Below are 18,780 nucleotides of genomic sequence, written 5' to 3'. Positions count from 1 at the left end.
CCGTCAGGCCGGCCCGGGGGCCGGGTCGGTGTCGAGGCGGGGTTTGATGGGTGCGGCCTTCTTGAGCGCTGCCGTGGTGCGACGCCTGATGAACTGAGCCAGGTACCCGAGTCGGTCCGGGTTGGCCAGGCCGGGCAGCACCAACTTCCACGCCCGCTCGAGATCGCCGAGGAATCGTTGGGGATCGTCGAGATCGCTGGTCTGGCGGATGCCCAGCTGCATCGACACGAGCAGCGTCGCCGCCACCTGTGGATCGGTGCCGTCGGTGAAATCGCCCTCGGCCACCGCGCGTCGGACGATCGTGGCGTACCCGGAGATCCAGGGAGCCAGAACCTTCGGTCCGAGCCTGTCGGTACGTCCGATCGACTCCACCAGGTTGCCGGCCGCCCGGGCCATCGTCTCGCCGATGTCGTCGACGGCCAGCTGGTAAGAGATGTCGACCAAGGTCTCCATCGCGGACAGATTGCGGGCGAGCACCTCGGTGACCCGTTCCCGGGCCCGTTCGGCGCGGTTGTCGATGATGGATGACGCCAGTGCGTACTTGGACCGGAAATGGAAGTACAGCGCGCCCTTGGTGACGGCAGCGTCGGCAAGGATGTCGTCCAGGCTCACCGCACTGTAGGGCTTGTGGGCGAACTGGCGCGCCGCGGCCTGCAGAATCTGAAGCCGTGTGACGTCGGCTCGTCGGTCGAGCTGCTCAGTCACCAGGACACCCCAAAATCTTCACGACTGCGTGATCGGACGGGGCATCGGGCGCCGCCCGGCGCGTGCCCCCGGATTGTTTCATCCGGTTTTCCGGAACACGAGCACCCCGGCGGCTGAGCCCATCCGCCCACCCGCCAATTGGGATACTCGAAGTCATCGCCACGCGTGCAAATCATTCTAAAGGTATGTAGGGTGCTTAGCGTGATAACTCTTGGTTCGCAGTCGGCGGACCACGCAGCCCGGCTGTGTGTCACCACGGTGGATGTCGGCGCTGCTCGCGCCGCAACCTCCCCGGCGGTTGCCAAGGGTTATCGTGGAGACGTTGCCATAGCCTGCGCTGGCTATCCCCCTCGAATCCCGGTGCGGGCTGTGGCAACCTCCTCGGCAGTTCCTCGACGCGACGTGGCTCGTACGCTGGTCATGGCGTCGAAGAGCTGGCAAACTGACTGAAGAGTTCTGTTGAGTACTGTTGATCGCGCACCGATCGGTACCGGCGCGTCTGGGTTGGCGGGCCACGGGCTGCCGGCGCTGGCAAACTTGAGGTATCCGTAGATGATGTGGGACGACGAATGTGACGTCGTTTGCTGTGGTTCAGGCGTCGGGGTCTTGGCGTGTGCCATCGCCGCGGCGGACGCCGAACTGGACGTCCTTCTTGCGCACCCCGGGGTCGACGACCGGCACGATGCCGCCGCGCCGCTCCTGGGCCCCGGCATCGAGGATCCGGAGACGCGGGAGTACTTCGACGCGCTGTCCGCCGACGTGGGGTCGTTGCCACCCCGGCCGAACGACGTCGAGCTCACCGTCCGGGCAGTGCGCGCTCCGGAGCCGGCCCGGCCGGGGTCTCCCATTGCGCCGTTCTACGGGGCGCGCCTGCGTGACTGGGCCGTCGAATGCCTGCTGTCGCCTTACGGTGTGCTCTACACCCGGTTGACCGACCGGGAGACCAAGGCCATGCAGACGCCATCGGGCGAGGACATCGAGGTGAAGGTCATCGGGTCGGTGACACCCGGCGACGGCGCGGTATCAGCGCTCGACGAATGGCTGACCGGTCAGACCCGGGATCGCGACATTCCCATCCACGAGAACAGCACCCTTGAGCGCATCGTCTTCGAGGAGGACGAGATCGTCGGTGTCGTGCTCGCCACCCCCGAGGGCCCACGGGCGGTCCGGGTCCGGCACGGTATCGCCGTCGCCGGCCGGCACGACGGCCCGGCCCGTGGCGCATTGCCGGTCGATGAGCCGGACCGCACGTATCAGGTGGGGCTGGTCGGGCACAGCGCGAGCCGGTTCGCCCGCGTCGAGCTGCTCACCACGGACCTCACCGCAGGGCCGGGCGGGTCGGAGTACTGCACGTCCAATCCCGCGCGCGACGGGGGCCGGTCACATGTGCGGCACTGGCGGAAAGCGGACCGGAACCCGCCCCTTGGCTAGCAGCTGCTGCATCTCCCGTCCCGAGATCGGTCTGGACAGCAGGAATCCCTGGGCGCGATAACAGCCGTGCCGAAGGAGCGTGAGCGCCGCGGTCTCGGTCTCCACGCCCTCGGCGACCAGTTGCAGGCCGAAGGCGCCGGCGAGCGCGATGACCGCGCGGACGATCGGCAGATCTCCGGGATTGGAACCCAGCTCGGCGACGAAACTGCGGTCGATCTTGAGTGTGTCGACCGGCAGGGATTTCAGCAGGGACAGCGCGCTGTAGCCGGTGCCGAAGTCGTCGATCGCGACATGGACGCCGGCGTTCTGGAGGCCGAACAAGGTGCGACGCGTGGTCTCGATGTCCTGAACCACCACGCTTTCGGTGATCTCCAGGCACACCGAGCCGCGCGGTAGCCCGAACTCGTTCATGATGCTGGCGACCGAGTCGACGAACCCTTCGGTCACCAACTGCACCGGCGAGACGTTGATCCGCAGCAGGATGCGCCTGCCCAGACCGTTGGCGCGCCAGCGGGCGAATTCGGCACACGCGTTGCGCAGCACCCAGCGGCCCAACTCGCCGGCCAGGTTGATGGATTCGGCGACCCCGATGAACGAATCGGGGGCGAGCAGCCCGCGCGTCGGATGCTGCCACCGGACCAACGCCTCGGCCGCCAGCACCTCGCCGGTGCGCATGTCGATCTCGGGCAGGTAGTGCAACACCAGTGATCCGTCCTCGATCACGTTTTGCAGGTGCAACTCGATGTCGTTGCGGAAATCGATCTCCATGGCCATCGCATCGGAGAACACCGCCACCTGGTTCCCGCCGGCGCTCTTGGCGGTCAGAACCGCCTGGTCGGCGCGGCTGAGCAGATCCGAGGTCGAGTCCTGGCCGGGAATGCCCTCGGCCAGGCCGATACTCACCGTCCGGGTGAGCATCTCGCCGTCGACCGTCACGCGCTCACGCAACATCGACTGCAGGCGGTAGGCCAGGCCTTCGGCGTCTGCGGCCGACATCGGTGCCGCCGGGACCACGACGAACTCGTCACCGCCGAGGCGTGCGATGAGTTTCGGCTCGTCGTCGCCCTCCTCGAGACGCTGCGCCAGCACTCTGATGAATGCGTCCCCGGCGGTGTGCCCGAGATAGTCGTTGATGGCCTTGAGCCGGTCGAGATCCAGGAACATCACCGACACCGGACCCGGTTGACCGGCCGCGAGCCGGTCGTCGAGATGAGCCAGCAACGCGCGGCGGTTGTACAACCCGGTCAGGTGATCGTGGTCGGCCAGGTAGCGCAGGCGCTCCTCGGCTGCGATGCGCGCCTGCACCTGGGCGAACAAGGACGCGATGGCCTGTAGCGCGTTGAGTTCCTCGGGCCGCCATTCGCGGTCGCCGAACTTGACGAAGCCGAGCACGCCCGTGGTGATCTCACCCGACAACAACGGCACGGATGCCATCGAGGTGCTCGGAACCTGACGCCCCGCCTCGATGGTGCGCTGGTAGTCGTCGGTGGCGGGTTCGGGCCGGAACACCGCAGGCTCTTTGAGATTCTCGGCCATGGCGAACACCGGGTCGGCATCGGCGAACCGAACGACCGCGATCGGATCCGTCGGGGCGTCCACCGGCCGCGGTGGCCATTCAGCGACCAGTTTCGTGGTGTGGGCCAGGTGATCGTTGTGCCGCAGGAAGCTCACGTCGACGTCGAAGTAGGACACCAGGTCGGCGAGCACCTGCTGACTGACCGCCGCAGCGGTGGCGGCATTGACTGCCATCAGCTGTGTGGCCACCGATGTGACGACCAGTTCCAGACTGCGTGGCACACCAACCTCCGGAGTCACCTCAGCCATGGAGCGGCTCATGGACCAGCGGCAGCGGCCTGCGGCGGCTGCGTACCGTTCGGCGTGGCGCACAGAACAACCTGAGCACCAACGCCTGGGACGCATCGCGTTCAGTCGCCGTCAACTGGCGGAAAGAGTACTGCAGATCGCGTAACGACCCGGCATGGTCGGGGGACAGGCGCGCCCGCTCGTCGAGGGTGGCACCGACGTCCGTCCGCACCCGGCCTGGCGCCGGCGGTTCCCCGATGCCGATGCGCCGGTCAGCGTCGGCCACCATCGTCGCGCCGAGCTGGACCTCATCGTCCAGCTGTGGCCACGTGGTGAGGGTCCTGCTCATCCCGACCAGGGAGGCGGCCATCCGGGGCGACGATTCCGCGGCGTCCAGCAACCGCAAGGCACCCGACGGACCGTCAGAGCCGACGATGACCGCATTGCCGTCCGCTGACTCGTCGATGGCGTCGATCATTGCCCTGCAGCAGTCGAGGCGTCAACGCCTTCGACGTCGTGCAGCCCGGCCGAGATCCGCTGGACTTCGCTGTAGAAAGCCGAAAGCTGTTTGGGTTCAGCATGGTTGGCGAATGTGCGTCGATCCCACCACATCATCTTGGTTTGGTAGCGCTCGTCCGGGTACGGCGTCGCGGGGATCTTCGCGGCGAGCACGCCGCCGGAGGACAGCCAACGCTTGAGCACGTAGGCCGCCGCGGTGGCCATCGCGAATCCGATGTCGAGGCGGGTCATGAAATGCAGTGGCATGCGGGCCAGGGTGTCCGTCAGCGCTCGGCTCTGGTCGGGGTCGTCGCACACCCACGCGGTCTTCATCTCGACGACGCCGAACGGCAGCCGGTCGTCGATCATCTTGCGCACGGCGCTGAGCCCGGGCTGGCCCGCCCACTCGACGGTGGCATGGCATTCGTCGGTGTGCTGATACGGGCCTTTGGCCCGCAGGCCGCCGACCACCACGCCCGCTTGATTGATGCCCGCGCAGAACAATGCCGTGTCACCACCTGTGCGCAGTGCGTCCATGTCGAGCGCCCGTTCCACGCCGTGCTTGCGATAGTTGCGTTGAGCCCCGCTGACATAGTCGTGCCACAATTCGCGTTCCGCACCGGGGGTCGCGATGACGATCGTGCAGTCGCTGCCCGGATCCCACCAGCTGTGGGTTTTGTCCAGAGACAGGGTTGAACGAGCAGCGACATCGCGCTGGGGAGCGGTCATTGGTGATCCATTTCTTCTGGCAGCCGCACCCCCCGGACCGGTTCGGCTGATTAGTTGTGCGCACCACGGCTGTGCGATTACGCGAGATGAGTATCACGCCGCAGGCACAGGTAATTCCAGCTAGCAGACGAAACTTGTCCAGTAGTGTGTCCATTTCTGCACTCGGGAAGTCCATTTATTTACGGCGGCGTGCAAATTTGGCAAATCTTATGGACGATAACGTTACTGGATATTCCTGCTGAATGTTTGGCGAGCAAAGTTTGTGCACCGCTGAGATTCCGCTTCACCATTCTTCGTGTCGGATTCGGCCAGTTTTGCTGTCTGGACACGAGCCAGTCATACGGACGACGTTTCGGGCAGCGAGGCTACCGTGGTACCCGGGTCGAGTGCCGGGCGACCGCACGGGCGAGAATCTGGTGGGTGACGACTGAGGAGTACCCGAGAGCCAAAAGCCTGCCGGTCCGTGATGTGGGCCGGCTTCTGCTGCGTTGCGCGGACCGACCGGGGCTGGTGGCAGCCATCAGCAGCTTCCTCACCGGAGCCGGTGCCAACATCGTGTCGCTGGATCAGCATTCGACCGAGCAGACCGGTGGCACCTTCATGCAGCGCACCATCTTCCACCTGCCCGGCTTGACGGCGGCCCGTGAGGAGCTGGAGCGCGAGTTTCGCGAGCGGGTGGCCGAGCCGTTCGAGATGGACTTTCGGCTCACCGAGGCCGCCAAACCAAAACGCGTGGCGCTGATGGCATCCCGGGAGGACCACTGCCTGCTCGACCTGCTGTGGCGCAACCGCCGCGGTGAGCTGGACATGTCCGTTGTGATGGTCATCTCGAACCACCCCGATCTCGCCGAGCAGGTGCGTGCGTTCGGCGTGCCCTACATCTACGTTCCGGCGACCCGCGACAATCGGGCAGAAGCCGAGCAGCGGCTGCTCGATCTGCTGCGCGGCAACGTCGACCTCGTGGTGCTCGCGAGGTACATGCAGATCCTCACCCCGGAGTTCCTCGATGCCATCGGGTGTCCGCTGATCAACATCCACCATTCGTTCCTGCCCGCGTTCATCGGCGCCGCGCCGTATCGCAGGGCCAAAGAGCGGGGGGTGAAACTGGTCGGGGCCACAGCGCATTACGTCACGGCTGACCTCGACGAAGGACCGATCATCGAACAGGACGTGGTGCGCGTCGATCATCGTCACGCCGTCGAAGACCTGGTGCGCCTCGGCTCCGATGTCGAGCGGGTGGTGTTGTCGCGCGCGGTGCTGTGGCACTGTGAGGATCGCGTCATCCGGTTCGGAAACCAGACCGTAGTGTTCTGAACGTCGTTCGGGTGCGGTCCGAGAGGAGTTGCGATGAAGGTGTTCAGCGGGCTCGACGAGTTCGCGGCGGCGGTAGGCAGTGAGGTCGGACCGACCGAGTGGATGGAGATCACTCAGGACCGGGTGAATCTGTTCGCCGACGCGACCGACGATCACCAGTGGATCCACGTCGACCCGGAGAAGGCTGCCGGCGGCCCGTTCGGCGGGACCATCGCACATGGGCTGCTCACCCTGTCGCTGCTGCCGCACTTCACTCACCAGCTCTACCGCGTCGACAACATCGCGATGGCGATCAACTACGGCTACAACAAGGTTCGCTTCATCACGCCGGTGAAGGTCGGCGCAAGTGTGCGGGCCCGTGCGCGGATCGATGACGTCGCCAAGCTGGATGGTGCCGCGCAGGCGACGGTGACGGTGACCGTTGAGATCGACGGCGCGGCCAAGCCCGCCGCGGTGGCCGAGTCCATCGTTCGATTCATCGGCTGACTTTCCCTCGCGGGATTTTCCCTGGCGAGATTTTCCCTGGCGAGCAGACGCGGCGGTACGCGAAAACCGGCGTGTCGGGTGCCTTCACGTCTGTTCGCGGGATAAGGCCCAACGGGAGAAGGCTCAACGGGTGGAGTTGCGCTGCGCGGCCTTGACCAGTCCGCCTCCGATGATGAGACGCTGGATCTCGCTGGTGCCCTCGTACAGTCGCAGCAACCGGACCTCGCGATAGATGCGCTCCACCGGAACCTCACGCATGTAGCCGGTGCCGCCGTGAATCTGCACTGCGAGATCGGCCACGTTGCCTGCCATTTCGGTACAGAACAGCTTGGCGGCCGACGGCGCGATGCGGCGGTCTTCACCCGACACCCACTGGCGGGCGGCATCGCGTACCAGCGCTCGGCCTGCCATGACGCCGGTTTGCTGGTCGGCGATCATCGCTTGGACGAGCTGGAAGTTGCCGATCGGCTGACCACCCTGCGTGGCCGCGGCGGCGTAGGCCACGGACTCGTCGAGGGCGCGCTGGGCGGAGCCGACGGCCAGCGCGGCGATGTGCACGCGTCCGCGTGCCAATGACGTCATCGCGGCCCGGTAACCCACGTCTTCGCTCCCACCGACGAGGGCGCCGTCCGGAACGCGGACATCGGTGAAGCTGACATCGGCTGTCCAGGCGCCTTCCTGCCCCATCTTGGCGTCCTTGGCCCCGATCTGGACACCGGCGGCGTCGGCGGGCACCAGGAATACCGCGATGCCCGGTCCGGCATCATCGGCGGGGCGGGTCCGGGCGAACACCACGAACAGGTCGGCGGTCGGGGCATTGGTGATGAAGCGTTTCTGGCCGTCGATCACCCAGTCGTCGCCGTCGCGAACAGCCTTGGTGCGCAATCCCGCTGGATTCGACCCGGCTCCGGGTTCGGTGAGGGCGAACGATGCGACGACGTCTCCGGACGCGATGCGTTCCAGCCACTGCGTCTTCTGCTCGTCGGTGCCGAAGCCGACCAGCACCTGGCCGGCAATGCCGTTGTTGGTACCGAACATCGATCGCAGCGCCAGCGCCGTATAGCCGAATTCCATTGCCAGTTCCACATCTTGGGCGAGGTTGAGGCCGAGGCCGCCCCAGCGCTGCGGTATGGCGTAGCCGAACAGCCCCATCTTCTTGGCCTGCTCACGCACGTCGTCGGGCACCTTGTCGGTGGCCAGGATTTCGTTCTCGCGGGGCACCACGGCGGAGCGGATGAAACTGCGCGTCTGCGCCAAGATCTCCTGGAAGTCCTCGTCGCCGACTTCGGCCACAGGGGTGGTCACGGGGCAGCTCCATTTCTCCACGCGGGGACCTGAGTGTTTGCAATATCGTATATGAAATATGATCGGCGGCTGAGAGAGCCCACGAGCGAGAGTTAGGTGATCAGGTGTCATTGCTTACCGGCCAGACTGCGGTGGTGACCGGCGGTGCGCAGGGGCTGGGCCTCGCCATCGCGCAGCGATTCGTTGACGAGGGTGCCCGGGTGGTGCTCGGTGATCTGAACCTGGAGGCGACCGAGGCGGCAGCCGCCCAACTCGGCGGTCCCGAGACCGCCGCCGCCGTTCGCTGCGACGTCACCTCGGGCGCCGAGGTCGAGGCCCTGGTGCAGACCGCCGTGGAGCGGTTCGGCGGGCTGGACATCATGGTCAACAACGCCGGCATCACCCGCGACGCGACGCTGCGCAAGATGACCGAGGATCAGTTCGACCAGGTGATCGCGGTGCACCTGAAGGGCACGTGGAACGGCACCAAGTCGGCCGCGGCGATCATGCGGGAGAACAAGCGCGGCGCGATCGTGAACATGTCGTCGATCTCCGGCAAGGTCGGTCTGATCGGCCAGACCAACTATTCGGCCGCCAAGGCAGGCATCGTCGGCATGACGAAGGCCGCTGCCAAAGAACTGGCTCACCTCGGGGTGCGGGTCAACGCGATTCAGCCCGGGCTGATCCGCTCGGCGATGACCGAGGCCATGCCGCAACGCATTTGGGACCAGAAGCTGGCCGAGGTGCCGATGGGCCGCGCCGGCGAACCCGACGAGGTCGCCAAGGTCGCGCTGTTCCTGGCCAGTGATCTGTCGTCGTACATGACCGGCACCGTGCTCGAGGTGACCGGCGGGCGATACGTGTGAGCATGCGCGACGCCGTCATCTGCGAACCGGTCCGCACGCCGATCGGGCGCTACGGCGGCATGTTCGCGTCGCTGACGGCCGTCGAGCTCGGTGTGGCGGCGCTCAAGGGTCTCCTGCACCGCACCGGTGTCGCACCGGACGCGGTGCAGGACGTGATCCTGGGCCATTGCTACCCGAACAGCGACGCGCCCGCGATCGGGCGGGTGGTGGCACTGGATGCGGGGCTGCCGGTCACCGTCCCGGGCATGCAGGTCGACCGGCGCTGCGGGTCCGGTCTGCAGGCCGTGATCCAGGCGTGCATGCAGGTGCGCAGCGGTGACAGCGACCTCGTCATCGCCGGCGGCACCGAGAGCATGAGCAATGTCGCGTTCTACTCCACCGATATGCGGTGGGGTGGATCCCGCGGCGGGGTGCAGATCCACGACGGGCTTGCCCGGGGACGTGTGACTGCCGGCGGGCAGTTCCACCCGGTGCCCGGCGGCATGCTGGAGACCGCCGAGAACCTCCGCCGCGAGTACGGCATCACGCGGGCCGGACAGGACGAGCTTGCGGTGCGGTCGCATCAACGTGCGGTGGCCGCGCAGACCGCCGGGGTGCTGGCGGAGGAGATCATCCCGGTGACGGTGCGTTCTCGTAACGGCCAGACCATGATCGACACCGACGAGCACCCGCGCGCCGACACCACGGTCGAGGCCCTGTCCAAGCTGAAACCTGTTCTGCTCAGCCAAGACCCGGAGGCCACGGTGACCGCGGGCAATTCCAGCGGTCAGAACGACGCGGCGTCCATGTGCATTGTCACCACGCCGGACAAGGCGGCCGAACTCGGCCTGACTCCGCTGGTGCGGCTGGTGTCCTGGGGCGTGGCCGGCGTCGCTCCTCAGGTCATGGGTATCGGCCCGGTGCCGGCTACCGAGTCCGCGCTGGCCAAAGCCGGGCTGGATCTTTCCGATATCGATCTCATCGAGCTCAACGAAGCCTTCGCCGCGCAGGCGCTCGCGGTGATGAAGGAATGGAAATTCGGGGCGGCTGACCACGAACGCACCAATGTGCGGGGCTCGGGCATCTCGCTGGGCCACCCCGTCGGCGCCACCGGAGGCCGGATGCTGGCGACGCTCGCGCGGGAACTGACGCGACGCGACGCGCGGTACGGCCTGGAGACCATGTGCATCGGTGGCGGTCAGGGCTTGGCGGCGATCTTCGAAAGGGTGGCATCGTGACCAAACTCGCTCAGACCCTGGGACTCACCGAGTTCCAGACCGAAATCGTCTCGACCGTACGGCAATTCGTCGACAAGGAAATCATCCCCACCGCTCAGGAGCTGGAGCATTCCGACACCTATCCGCAGGCCATCGTCGATCAGATGAAAGACATGGGCCTGTTCGGGCTGATGATCCCCGAAGAGTACGGCGGCCTCGGTGAGTCGCTGTTGACCTATGCGCTGTGCGTCGAAGAACTGGCCCGCGGGTGGATGAGCGTTTCCGGAGTGATCAACACCCACTTCATCGTGGCCTACATGATCCGCCAGCACGGCACAGCCGCTCAGAAGCGGAAGTTCCTGCCGCGCATGGCCACCGGGGATACCCGCGGCGCGTTCTCGATGTCCGAACCCGAGCTGGGCTCCGACGTCGCCGCGATCCGTACCCGTGCGACCAGGCAGAGCGACGGTGACTACGTCATCGACGGTCAGAAGATGTGGCTCACCAACGGCGGTAGTTCAACGCTGGTGGCCGTCCTGGTGCGCACCGACGAAGGCGCAGACAAACCACACCGCGACCTCACCGCGTTCCTGGTGGAAAAGCCCACCGGTTTCGGGGAAGTCGTTGCGGGACTGACCATCCCGGGAAAGCTCGACAAGCTCGGTTACAAGGGCATCGACACCACGGAGCTGATCTTCGACGGCTACCGCGCATCTGCCGACGACGTACTCGGCGGCGTCACCGGACAAGGCTTCTTCCAGATGATGGACGGCGTCGAGATCGGCCGCGTCAATGTCTCTGCGCGCGCTTGCGGCGTCGGCATCCGGGCGTTCGAACTCGCGGTGCGCTACGCCCAGCAGCGTCACACCTTCGGCAAGCCGATTGCCGAGCATCAGGCTGTGGCCTTCCAATTGGCCGAGATGGCAACCAAAGTCGAGGCCGCTCACCTCATGATGGTCAACGCCGCGCGGCTCAAAGACTCCGGTGAGCGCAACGACGTGGCCGCGGGGATGGCCAAGTATTTGGCCAGCGAGTTCTGCGCCGAGGTGACGCAACAGAGTTTCCGGATCCACGGCGGCTATGGCTACTCCAAGGAGTACGAGATCGAGCGGTTGATGCGTGACGCGCCGTTCCTGCTGATCGGTGAGGGCACCAGCGAGATCCAGAAGAACATCATCAGCAAGCGGCTGCTCTCGGACTACCGGGTCTGAGCGGTGAACGTTCCCGATTTCGCTTCGCGCCCACAGCTTGCCGAGGACGTCGCCCGGCTCATCCGCCGGCGGATCTTCGACGGCACCTACCCGTCCGGGAAGTTCATCCGCCTCGAGCAGCTCGCAGCAGAACTCGGGATCAGCGTCACACCGGTGCGTGAAGCGCTGTTCGGCCTGCGTGCCGAGGGGCTGCTCACCCAACAACCCCGGCGCGGGTTCCTGGTGCTGCCGGTCACCCGTCGCGACATCGACGATGTGGCGGGTGTACAGGCCCACATCGGCGGTCAGCTGGCCGCCCGTGCGGCCGGCCAGATCACCGACGGTCAGCTCGATGACCTCGAGCGCGTTCAGCGAGAGCTGGAAGACGCGTATGCCAACAACGATCATGAGCGGGCCGTGCGGCTCAACCACGCGTTTCACCGGGGCGTCAACCGCGCGGCCGAGTCGCCGAAGCTGGCGCAGTTGATGTCCCAGATCACCCGCTACGCACTGGAATCGGTCTATCCGACGGTTGAAGGTTGGCCCGAGCAGTCCACGCATGATCATCGCCGGATCCTCGCGGCCCTCAAGGCGCGCGATCAGGACGCCGCCCGCGACGCCATGGCCGAGCATCTGTGCGCGGCAGCCAAGCCGCTCGGCGATCACCTAGAACGTGTCGGTGTTTTGGCGTAGCGGTACATACCGGCACCCATACCTGCTACCGTTACACAAACACGGTAGATCGTAAAGGTTGATGCTCATGCCAAAACCCGTCATCGTCGGTGCTGCTCGCACAGCCATCGGCCGGTCTTTCAAGGGCACGCTGGTCAACACGCCTCCCGAGAGCCTGATCACGACGGTTTTGCCCGAGGTTGTGCGTCGTGCCGGCATCGCTCCGGAGGCCATTGATGACCTGATCTTCGCGGAGTCGAATTATGGCGGGGGCGATATCGCGCGCTATGCCGCGGACGCTTTGGGCTGGGAGTCGGTGCCGGGGCAGTCGGTGAACCGGCACTGCGCGGGCAGCCTCACCGCGATCGGCAACGCGTCGGCGCAGATCGGCTCCGGCATGGAGCGTGTCCTGGTGGCGGGCGGTGTGCAGTCGTTGTCGTCGTCCCCGCTGATGAAGTGGCGGGTGCCGGGGCCGGAGCTGACCTTCATCGAGCCGTGGATGACGCCGACTCATGTGGAGACCCCGGACGCGCCTATGCGGGACATGTCGATCACGGTCGGCTGGAACACCGCGCAGTCCGTCGGCATCACTCGTGAGGAGATGGACGCATGGGCGGCCCGGTCGCATCAACGCGCCATAGCGGCGATCGACGAGGGCCGATTCGTCGACGAGATCGTGCCGTTGAAGGTGACCCAGCCGGACGGCTCGGTCACCGAGTTCAGTGTTGACGAGCACCCGCGCCGGGGGACGACGGTCGAGAAGTTGGCAGAGCTCAGGGTGCTGCACCCGGAGATCGAAGGATTCTCGATCACCGCGGGCAACAGCAGCGGCACCAACGACGCTGCCGCTGCTGTCGCGCTCGTCGACGCGGACTACGCCGCGGCTGAGCGGCTCGGTGTGCTGGCCACCGTAAAGGCTTGGGCCGCAGTCGGTGTCGCGGCGCGCGACACCGGACTGGGTGGGGTCAAGGTGATCGGCAAAGTGCTCGACCGGGCCGGGCTCAAGCCATCTGACGTGGCGCTGTGGGAGATCAACGAGGCCTTCGCGTCGGTGCCGATCGCGGCGGTTCGCCAATACGGCGTCGACGAAGAACTGGTCAACTTCTCCGGAAGCGGTTGCAGCCTGGGGCATCCCATCGCCGCGTCAGGTGCGCGCATGGTGACCACGCTGGTCTACGAGCTGCAGCGCCGTGGCGGAGGTATCGGTGTCGCCGCCATGTGCGCCGGTGGTGGTCAGGGCGGCGCAGTCGTCATCGAGGTGTAGTCGAAGCAGGTCAGACAGCCTTGCGGCGGGTCGTCTTCTTGGCGGGTTTTGCGCCCTGCTCGATCAACCGTGCCGCGTGCTCGAGGATGCACTCCAAGCCGTACTCGAAGTTCTTCTCGTCGGCCGCTCCGATGCGATGTCCTTCACTGGTCACCTGCGCGAGCAGGGGAGTGCTCTCAGGATCGATCACCATGGTCTCTTCGTAGTCGCCGGGCGCGTTGTCGTCGGCCCGGTTCTTTGTGTAGAGCCGGTGCAGTACCACCGATCCGCGGACATGAACGGAGACAGCCGAATACGTATCGAACGCATCCTCCACCGAGAGGCCGGCCTCGACCAGACCGCTGATCGCGGTTTCTATCTCCCGAGCGCCGAGGCGTGCGGCTCGTGGACTCAGAGCCGACCGGATCAGTATCAAATCGCACAGGATCGGATTGCCCAGGAACGCCGTACGCATCGTCCGGGCGTGGTTGGCGAGCGACTCACGCCAATCGTTGGCCTCCACATACGGTGTCGCGAGGACGAATTCGCGCAATGCGCGATCGGTCATCGCGTTGAGCAGATCGTCCTTCTTGCGGAAGTACCAGTAGATGCTCGTGACGCCGACGCCGAGGTGTTTGCCGAGCAGCGGCATGCTCAGGTTGTCGATCGAGACCTGCTCGGCGAGCTCGAACGCGCCGGCGATGATGTCGTCGGGGTTGATGGATCCGCGTTCGCGACGTTGCCGCTTCTCCGCGGTCGGTTGCTTTGCCACTGCGGACACCTCCATCGAAATCGATACTGCTCCGGCAGTTCCTGTGCCGCGGGTATTGTCACCGTCAACCTTACCGGTGGGCCTCCCGTAGGCTTTGCCCTCAGGTTGCCACGGGCCACCAGTGACGGGCGGTCGGCCGCCCTTTACTGAAATCCATATAGTAGGGTTTTCCAGGATATTGAACCGCGGGCGAAGGGGCACTGGTGTCAGAGGTAGTTCTGCGGGAGCGGCAAGGTCGAACACTCGTCATCACGATCAATCGGCCGGAGGCCCGTAACGCGTTCAATCTGGCGGTCGCTCAAGGACTCGCCGATGCGGTCGACGAACTCGACAACACGCCAGGGCTCTCGGTGGCAATCATCACCGGCGCCGGTGGCAACTTCTGCGCCGGCATGGATCTGAAGGCGTTCGCCTCCGGGGAGGTGCCCCACGTGCCGGGCCGCGGGATCGGGTACACCGAACGGCCGCCCCGCAAACCACTCATCGCCGCGGTCGAAGGCTATGCGCTCGCCGGCGGCACCGAGCTCGTCCTGGCCGCCGATCTGGTGGTGGCCTCCAAAGTTGCCAAGTTCGGCATTCCCGAGGTGAAGCGCGGTCTGGTCGCCGCAGGCGGCGGTCTTTTGCGGCTGCCCAAGCGCATCCCGTACCAGAAGGCCCTCGAGCTGGCCCTCACCGGCGACAGCTTCACCGCAGAGGAAGCCGCGGCCTGGGGCTTCGTCAACAAAGTCACCGAGCCGGGCGAGGCGTTGGCCGGCGCCCTCGAGCTCGCCGAGCGGATCACCGCCAACGGCCCACTCGCGGTGGCGGTTACGAAGGAGATCATCGTCAAGTCGGCCGGCTGGTCCGAGGACGAGATGTGGAAGAAGCAGGGCGAGTTGATCACTCCCGTCTTCACGTCGAAAGACGCGATCGAAGGGGCGACGGCGTTCGCCGAGAAGCGTGCCCCGAACTGGACCGGTTCCTGACGGACCGATGGGCAGTTTCTGAACCTGAATTACCAGTCCTGATCGCCCGGCGGCTCAATGCGGATGCGCTGGGTATCAACCCATTCCACGTAGCCGGAGCCGCCGACGGGCCTGCCTCGGTACCGGCCGTCGAATGTGTACGCGCTGACATAGCCGCGCCCGTGCCCGTAGCGCCACGGGGCGTCGATTGTGCAGTCGAGAGTGAGGACCGGGGCGCCTGCGTCGTCGGTCACCGTCCACCGGAATCGCTCGGGCACGTCCATGGTGCGGCCGCGCTCATCGATCAAACCAGCCTCGCGGTAGTCGAGGATGTCCATGCGGGTGTTGGTGTAGACCTCAGAGGTTTTGCCGAGGACGCGCAGATGTGCCAGGCGGCAGGCGATTCGGCCGCGGGCCCGAACATCGGTGAGCAGGAACTGGGTTCCGGCGTCGAGGTTGACGATCTGATAGGTGAAGAAGTCGACCGGCAGTTTCAGCAGGGGCGGTATGGGCCGTCGGGTCAGCGACTGGTGAGTGAGCAAGCGTGCGTACTCGACGGTGCCGAGGCCGTCGATCGCGGTGGTGCCCGACGCGTCCTCGATGGTGCCGGAGTACGTGGCCAGGAGGCTGAGGTGGTCGTAGACCGGCGTCTTCACGAAGTAAGAGACCTGGTCGGTCACCGAGAGCCGCAGGTCGACCGAAAAGTGTTGGTAGCGGCCGCAGACCGTGACACTGGGGTAGTGCACATCGATGGCCAGGTCGTCACCCCAGCGTAGGGATGCGCCGTCCTCGGAGAAGAGGCAATCTGCCGCCATGTCATACGCGCGGTAGTGGTGTTGGTCTCCCGCGGCCGTCGACGACAGCACAGTGGCGGCGTGCCGGGCGTCGCGGGCAGTGAGGTAGTCGTTGTCGAAGAGTTCCGATCCCGTCGCCCCGATGAGCGTCATCGTGTTCAGATACCGGTACGGTGCCGGCAATTGCGGGACGAACACGCCGTAGTGGGTGGCCGTCCACAGGCCCGACGCGGCGTGTGGACGCAGCATGGCGGGTGCGTCGAACGGCAGGCGCGAGGCCGGCAGGCGTCTGTCGATCCGGGGCGACAACCCGTCCACGATGAGGCGTGATGCCAAGTGCGAGATGGGTTGTTCGAGCACCGTCGCCCTCGCTCGCCCACGCAGTGCCGATGCCATATGTCCCCCGTTCGCATGCCGGTCGCTCCGCGCTGCATGAAGTGACCTAGCGGTAACATACGGCTATGTGACCTCTAGGTCAATCTCCTGTCGCGTCGCCAATTGGTACGCGGCGGGCCGAATGCTCGGCGGTTCGATAGCGTCGTACAGGTGGGACCCAACCGAACCGGCACCAAGGGCATGCCCCGCCAGCAGCGAGAACAAGCGATCCTCTCGGCAGCCTCGGCCGAATTCGGTGCATCGAGTTACGTGGGTGCACACATGAGCGTCATCGCCGCCAACGCCGACGTGTCGAAGGCGCTCGTACTGTCGTACTTCGGTTCGAAAGAGGATCTCTACGTTGCCTGTGTCGAGCGTGCGGGGGAGACGCTGGCCGCCGCCATCGGTGACGCGATACCCGTGCCGTCGGGCGGAGCAAGCGATGGCGAGCGGGTCCTCGAGGCGATCTTCACCACGCTGGCCGACCGGCCCAGCGACTGGCCCGTCGTCTACGACCGGACGGTGCCCGCCGGTAGGGCCCGCGATGCTGCGCGCGAGCAGCGCACCATCCTGCGGGAGCAAGCCATGGCCGGGGTCACTCGCGCACTCGCCGAAGTAGGCCTCGACGATCCCGACGACCTCTCGGCGGCAACGGTGGTCTGGGAGCACATCGTCTCGGCGTTGGTGCAGTGGTGGCAGCAGCATCCGGAGCAATCGGCCGCAGACATGACGGCGCGCGCACGGCGGATCCTCGCCGCGTTGTCGGACCGCCCTGTCCCGACGGCTTAGCAGTCGGAACTGCTCAGCCAGTCGGAACTGCTCAGCCGCAGCGGTGGCTCCCTTTCTCGCGGAGGTTCTCGCGGAGGAAAGTGGCGCTCCCATCCGGCCGAGCGCACTACGGTATAGATTTCGGTATCAACCGTGGAGGGCGCATGGCCGACGACATCGAGGCGATCAAACAGCTCAAGGCCCGCTATTGCCGGTTCCTGGACACCAAGAACATCGATGCGTGGCGCGCACTGTTCGCCGAGGACGTCGTGGTCACCCTGGACATGGCGGTGTCGACCGGAGGTGCGGATCCGCAGACCGCGCCGCCGCTGAACGGCTTCGACGAGTTCTTTCCCGTGGTGTGGGGCGGCGTCGAACATGCAGCCACGGTCCACCACTGCCACACCCCGGAGATCTCGTTGACCTCGGATACCACCGCGACGGGCATCTGGGCGATGGAGGACATGCTGTATTTCGCGGACGGCGGCCAGCTCCATGGTGCAGGGCATTATCACGAGACGTACGAAAAGCGCGACGGCACATGGCAGATCACCAGCCTGCACCTCACCCGAACGCTGTTGAAGTTCATCACCGCGTAGCCGATGGGCGTGGGGCGCCCGGTCATGTGCCGTCCCAGTGCGATGCGATGCCCTGCCATTGGCGGTCGAGTGTCGCATCGCGATGAGTTTCGTCCTCCAGGGCAGTCTGATCGGCATGGGCAAATTGATCTATGGCTTCAACGTATCGGTGGACGGTTACATCGCCGATGCGCAAGGCAACATCGATTGGACCGATCCGAGCGAGGAACTTCACCAGTACTGGAATGACTTCGAGCGGGAGACCGCGCTGTCGTTCTACGGGCGGCGGCTCTACGAGCTCATGTCTGCTTACTGGCCGACCGCTGACAAGGCCCCGGACGCCACTCCTCTGATCGTCGACTTCGCCCACATCTGGCGCAACATGCCTAAGGTCGTGTTCTCGCGCACCCTCGAGTCGGTCGATTGGAACTCCCGGCTGGAACGGGGCGACCCGGTCGAGGTGGTGCGGAAGTTGAAAGCGGAGACCGACGGCAGGCTGGAGGTGGCGGGCGCGACGCTGGCCGCACCGATCGTGCAGGCCGGGCTGGTGGACGAGTATCAGATCGTGGTCGCGCCCACCGCCGTGGGCGGAGGGACCCCGTTCTTCCCGGCTCTGCCGTCGTGGATGTCGTTGCGACTGTTGGAGAACCGCACTTTCCCGGGTGGCACGGTACTGCTGCGCTACGAAGCCAAACACGACTGATCGAACACAGCCAGACTGTGCCGCTGGTACGCGACAGCCGTGACGGTGGGCGGGGTTGTGCCTAGTTGGGCGATGGTGGTGGTTTTGGTTGGAAGGGGGTGTACCACCACCAGTCGGCGCGTTCGCCGGTGGGTCCGCGGTAGGGCGGGACATCGGGTGGGGGTGTGGTTGGTGGCCGGGCTAGGGATCCGGAGTGGAGTTGTCGGCCGGTGGTGTCGGTGACCCTGAGTTGGTGGGCGGGGCCGGTGATGGTGATGCCGCCTTTGTGGTGTAGCCGGTGGTGGTATGGGCAGAGCAGTGCGAGATTGTCGAGGTTGGTGGGTCCGCCGTCTTCCCAGTGGATGATGTGGTGGGCGTGGAGTCCGCGGGTGGCGCCGCAGCCGGGTATTGCGCAGCAGCGGTGGCGGTGTTCTAGGGCGCGGCGCAGTC

At 65.8% G+C, this 18,780-nt stretch carries 20 protein-coding genes; 12 read left to right on the top strand and 8 right to left on the bottom strand.

Going from position 1 to position 18,780, the window contains the following annotated elements; all coding sequences use genetic code 11:
- Positions 1-3: 3 nt before the first annotated feature.
- The gene (locus RMCB_RS12060; protein ID WP_062828955.1) at positions 4-705 is read right to left on the bottom strand and encodes a TetR family transcriptional regulator; all 702 of its coding nucleotides are present in this window, start codon (positions 703-705) and stop codon (positions 4-6) included.
- Positions 706-1,257: 552 nt separating this feature from the next.
- On the opposite strand from RMCB_RS12060, the gene RMCB_RS12055 reads away from it, so the two are divergent.
- Entirely contained in the window at positions 1,258-2,136 is an 879-nt protein-coding gene (locus RMCB_RS12055) for a hypothetical protein (RefSeq protein WP_062828954.1), read from the top strand.
- Here RMCB_RS12055 and RMCB_RS12050 read toward each other — a convergent pair.
- The 3 genes from RMCB_RS12050 to RMCB_RS12040 are packed head-to-tail and all read right to left on the bottom strand — an operon-like array spanning position 2,086 to position 5,166.
- Positions 2,086-3,960 (bottom strand): putative bifunctional diguanylate cyclase/phosphodiesterase, encoded by a 1,875-nt coding sequence (locus tag RMCB_RS12050; protein WP_062828953.1) that lies wholly within the window; start codon positions 3,958-3,960, stop codon positions 2,086-2,088. The genes RMCB_RS12055 and RMCB_RS12050 overlap by 51 nt on opposite strands.
- Complete coding sequence (locus tag RMCB_RS36525; protein WP_062828952.1) at positions 3,953-4,417, bottom strand: hypothetical protein; 465 nt, start codon at positions 4,415-4,417, stop codon at positions 3,953-3,955. Before RMCB_RS36525 ends, RMCB_RS12050 begins: the two co-directional genes overlap by 8 nt.
- Positions 4,414-5,166, bottom strand: coding sequence for a hypothetical protein (locus RMCB_RS12040; protein WP_062828951.1), 753 nt, complete (start codon positions 5,164-5,166; stop codon positions 4,414-4,416). Before RMCB_RS12040 ends, RMCB_RS36525 begins: the two co-directional genes overlap by 4 nt.
- A 420-nt stretch (positions 5,167-5,586) precedes the next feature.
- Between RMCB_RS12040 and purU the strand changes: the two genes are divergently transcribed.
- The gene (gene purU / locus RMCB_RS12035) at positions 5,587-6,480 is read left to right on the top strand and encodes a formyltetrahydrofolate deformylase (protein WP_109784263.1); all 894 of its coding nucleotides are present in this window, start codon (positions 5,587-5,589) and stop codon (positions 6,478-6,480) included.
- A gap of 33 nt (positions 6,481-6,513) precedes the next feature.
- The gene (locus RMCB_RS12030) at positions 6,514-6,966 is read left to right on the top strand and encodes a MaoC family dehydratase (RefSeq protein WP_029367471.1); all 453 of its coding nucleotides are present in this window, start codon (positions 6,514-6,516) and stop codon (positions 6,964-6,966) included.
- Positions 6,967-7,089: 123 nt separating this feature from the next.
- On the opposite strand, the gene RMCB_RS12025 is transcribed toward RMCB_RS12030, so the two are convergent.
- Positions 7,090-8,271 carry an acyl-CoA dehydrogenase family protein gene (locus tag RMCB_RS12025; RefSeq protein ID WP_234792084.1) on the bottom strand — a complete coding sequence of 394 codons (1,182 nt, stop codon included), beginning with the start codon at positions 8,269-8,271 and terminating at the stop codon, positions 7,090-7,092.
- Positions 8,272-8,375: 104 nt separating this feature from the next.
- Here RMCB_RS12025 and fabG point away from each other — a divergent pair, with 104 nt between their 5' ends.
- The 5 genes from fabG (at position 8,376) to RMCB_RS12000 (ending at position 13,438) form a co-directional block, all read left to right on the top strand.
- Entirely contained in the window at positions 8,376-9,116 is a 741-nt protein-coding gene (gene fabG, locus RMCB_RS12020; RefSeq protein WP_029367468.1) for a 3-oxoacyl-ACP reductase FabG, read from the top strand.
- Positions 9,117-9,118: 2 nt separating this feature from the next.
- On the top strand, positions 9,119-10,333 hold the full coding sequence (locus RMCB_RS12015; RefSeq protein ID WP_062828950.1) for an acetyl-CoA C-acetyltransferase: 1,215 nt from the start codon (positions 9,119-9,121) through the stop codon (positions 10,331-10,333).
- Entirely contained in the window at positions 10,330-11,523 is a 1,194-nt protein-coding gene (locus RMCB_RS12010; protein WP_062828949.1) for an acyl-CoA dehydrogenase family protein, read from the top strand. The genes RMCB_RS12015 and RMCB_RS12010 overlap by 4 nt, the downstream gene beginning before the upstream one ends.
- A 3-nt stretch (positions 11,524-11,526) precedes the next feature.
- Positions 11,527-12,195 (top strand): GntR family transcriptional regulator, encoded by a 669-nt coding sequence (locus RMCB_RS12005; RefSeq protein ID WP_062828948.1) that lies wholly within the window; start codon positions 11,527-11,529, stop codon positions 12,193-12,195.
- A gap of 67 nt (positions 12,196-12,262) precedes the next feature.
- Positions 12,263-13,438: a thiolase family protein gene (locus RMCB_RS12000; protein ID WP_062829033.1), complete on the top strand. Its 1,176-nt coding sequence runs from the start codon at positions 12,263-12,265 to the stop codon at positions 13,436-13,438.
- Positions 13,439-13,448: 10 nt separating this feature from the next.
- Here the strand turns inward: RMCB_RS12000 and RMCB_RS11995 are convergent, their stop codons facing one another.
- Entirely contained in the window at positions 13,449-14,189 is a 741-nt protein-coding gene (locus tag RMCB_RS11995) for a TetR/AcrR family transcriptional regulator (RefSeq protein ID WP_062829034.1), read from the bottom strand.
- 203 nt (positions 14,190-14,392) lie between these two features.
- On the opposite strand from RMCB_RS11995, the gene RMCB_RS11990 reads away from it, so the two are divergent.
- Positions 14,393-15,154: a crotonase/enoyl-CoA hydratase family protein gene (locus RMCB_RS11990; protein WP_062828947.1), complete on the top strand. Its 762-nt coding sequence runs from the start codon at positions 14,393-14,395 to the stop codon at positions 15,152-15,154.
- 29 nt (positions 15,155-15,183) lie between these two features.
- On the opposite strand, the gene RMCB_RS11985 is transcribed toward RMCB_RS11990, so the two are convergent.
- A complete protein-coding gene (locus RMCB_RS11985; RefSeq protein WP_062828946.1) occupies positions 15,184-16,323 on the bottom strand; it encodes a DUF6670 family protein in 1,140 nt (379 codons plus the stop codon).
- Positions 16,324-16,503: 180 nt separating this feature from the next.
- Here RMCB_RS11985 and RMCB_RS11980 point away from each other — a divergent pair, with 180 nt between their 5' ends.
- The 3 genes from RMCB_RS11980 (at position 16,504) to RMCB_RS11970 (ending at position 18,351) form a co-directional block, all read left to right on the top strand.
- Complete coding sequence (locus RMCB_RS11980) at positions 16,504-17,091, top strand: TetR/AcrR family transcriptional regulator (RefSeq protein WP_029367457.1); 588 nt, start codon at positions 16,504-16,506, stop codon at positions 17,089-17,091.
- 143 nt (positions 17,092-17,234) lie between these two features.
- A complete protein-coding gene (locus RMCB_RS11975; RefSeq protein WP_062828945.1) occupies positions 17,235-17,669 on the top strand; it encodes a nuclear transport factor 2 family protein in 435 nt (144 codons plus the stop codon).
- 115 nt (positions 17,670-17,784) lie between these two features.
- Positions 17,785-18,351, top strand: coding sequence for a dihydrofolate reductase family protein (locus tag RMCB_RS11970; RefSeq protein WP_062829032.1), 567 nt, complete (start codon positions 17,785-17,787; stop codon positions 18,349-18,351).
- Between the two features lie 61 nt (positions 18,352-18,412).
- Here the strand turns inward: RMCB_RS11970 and RMCB_RS11965 are convergent.
- Positions 18,413-18,780, bottom strand: a 368-nt coding sequence (locus tag RMCB_RS11965; RefSeq protein WP_131805514.1) for an HNH endonuclease signature motif containing protein, incomplete at its 5' end; no start/stop codon positions are given.

The sequence above is a fragment of the Mycolicibacterium brisbanense genome, from assembly GCF_001570425.1.
Classification (GTDB): Bacteria; Actinomycetota; Actinomycetes; order Mycobacteriales; family Mycobacteriaceae; genus Mycobacterium; species Mycobacterium brisbanense.
The sequence above is the reverse complement of the archived record's forward strand: the minus strand, read 5'-3'. Positions and strand labels throughout refer to the sequence as shown.

Excerpts from the sequence above, each read along its gene's own strand:
- RMCB_RS11975 (WP_062828945.1), top strand. The coding sequence starts at position 17,235 with ATGGCCGACGACATCGAGGCGATCAAACAGCTCAAGGCCCGCTATTGC.
- RMCB_RS12000 (WP_062829033.1), top strand. The coding sequence starts at position 12,263 with ATGCCAAAACCCGTCATCGTCGGTGCTGCTCGCACAGCCATCGGCCGG.
- RMCB_RS36525 (WP_062828952.1), bottom strand. The coding sequence starts at position 4,417 with ATGATCGACGCCATCGACGAGTCAGCGGACGGCAATGCGGTCATCGTC.
- RMCB_RS12055 (WP_062828954.1), top strand. The coding sequence starts at position 1,258 with ATGATGTGGGACGACGAATGTGACGTCGTTTGCTGTGGTTCAGGCGTC.
- RMCB_RS12050 (WP_062828953.1), bottom strand. The coding sequence starts at position 3,960 with ATGGCTGAGGTGACTCCGGAGGTTGGTGTGCCACGCAGTCTGGAACTG.
- RMCB_RS12015 (WP_062828950.1), top strand. The coding sequence starts at position 9,119 with ATGCGCGACGCCGTCATCTGCGAACCGGTCCGCACGCCGATCGGGCGC.
- RMCB_RS12030 (WP_029367471.1), top strand. The coding sequence starts at position 6,514 with ATGAAGGTGTTCAGCGGGCTCGACGAGTTCGCGGCGGCGGTAGGCAGT.
- RMCB_RS11985 (WP_062828946.1), bottom strand. The coding sequence starts at position 16,323 with ATGGCATCGGCACTGCGTGGGCGAGCGAGGGCGACGGTGCTCGAACAA.
- RMCB_RS11970 (WP_062829032.1), top strand. The coding sequence starts at position 17,785 with ATGGGCAAATTGATCTATGGCTTCAACGTATCGGTGGACGGTTACATC.
- RMCB_RS11980 (WP_029367457.1), top strand. The coding sequence starts at position 16,504 with ATGCCCCGCCAGCAGCGAGAACAAGCGATCCTCTCGGCAGCCTCGGCC.
- RMCB_RS12040 (WP_062828951.1), bottom strand. The coding sequence starts at position 5,166 with ATGACCGCTCCCCAGCGCGATGTCGCTGCTCGTTCAACCCTGTCTCTG.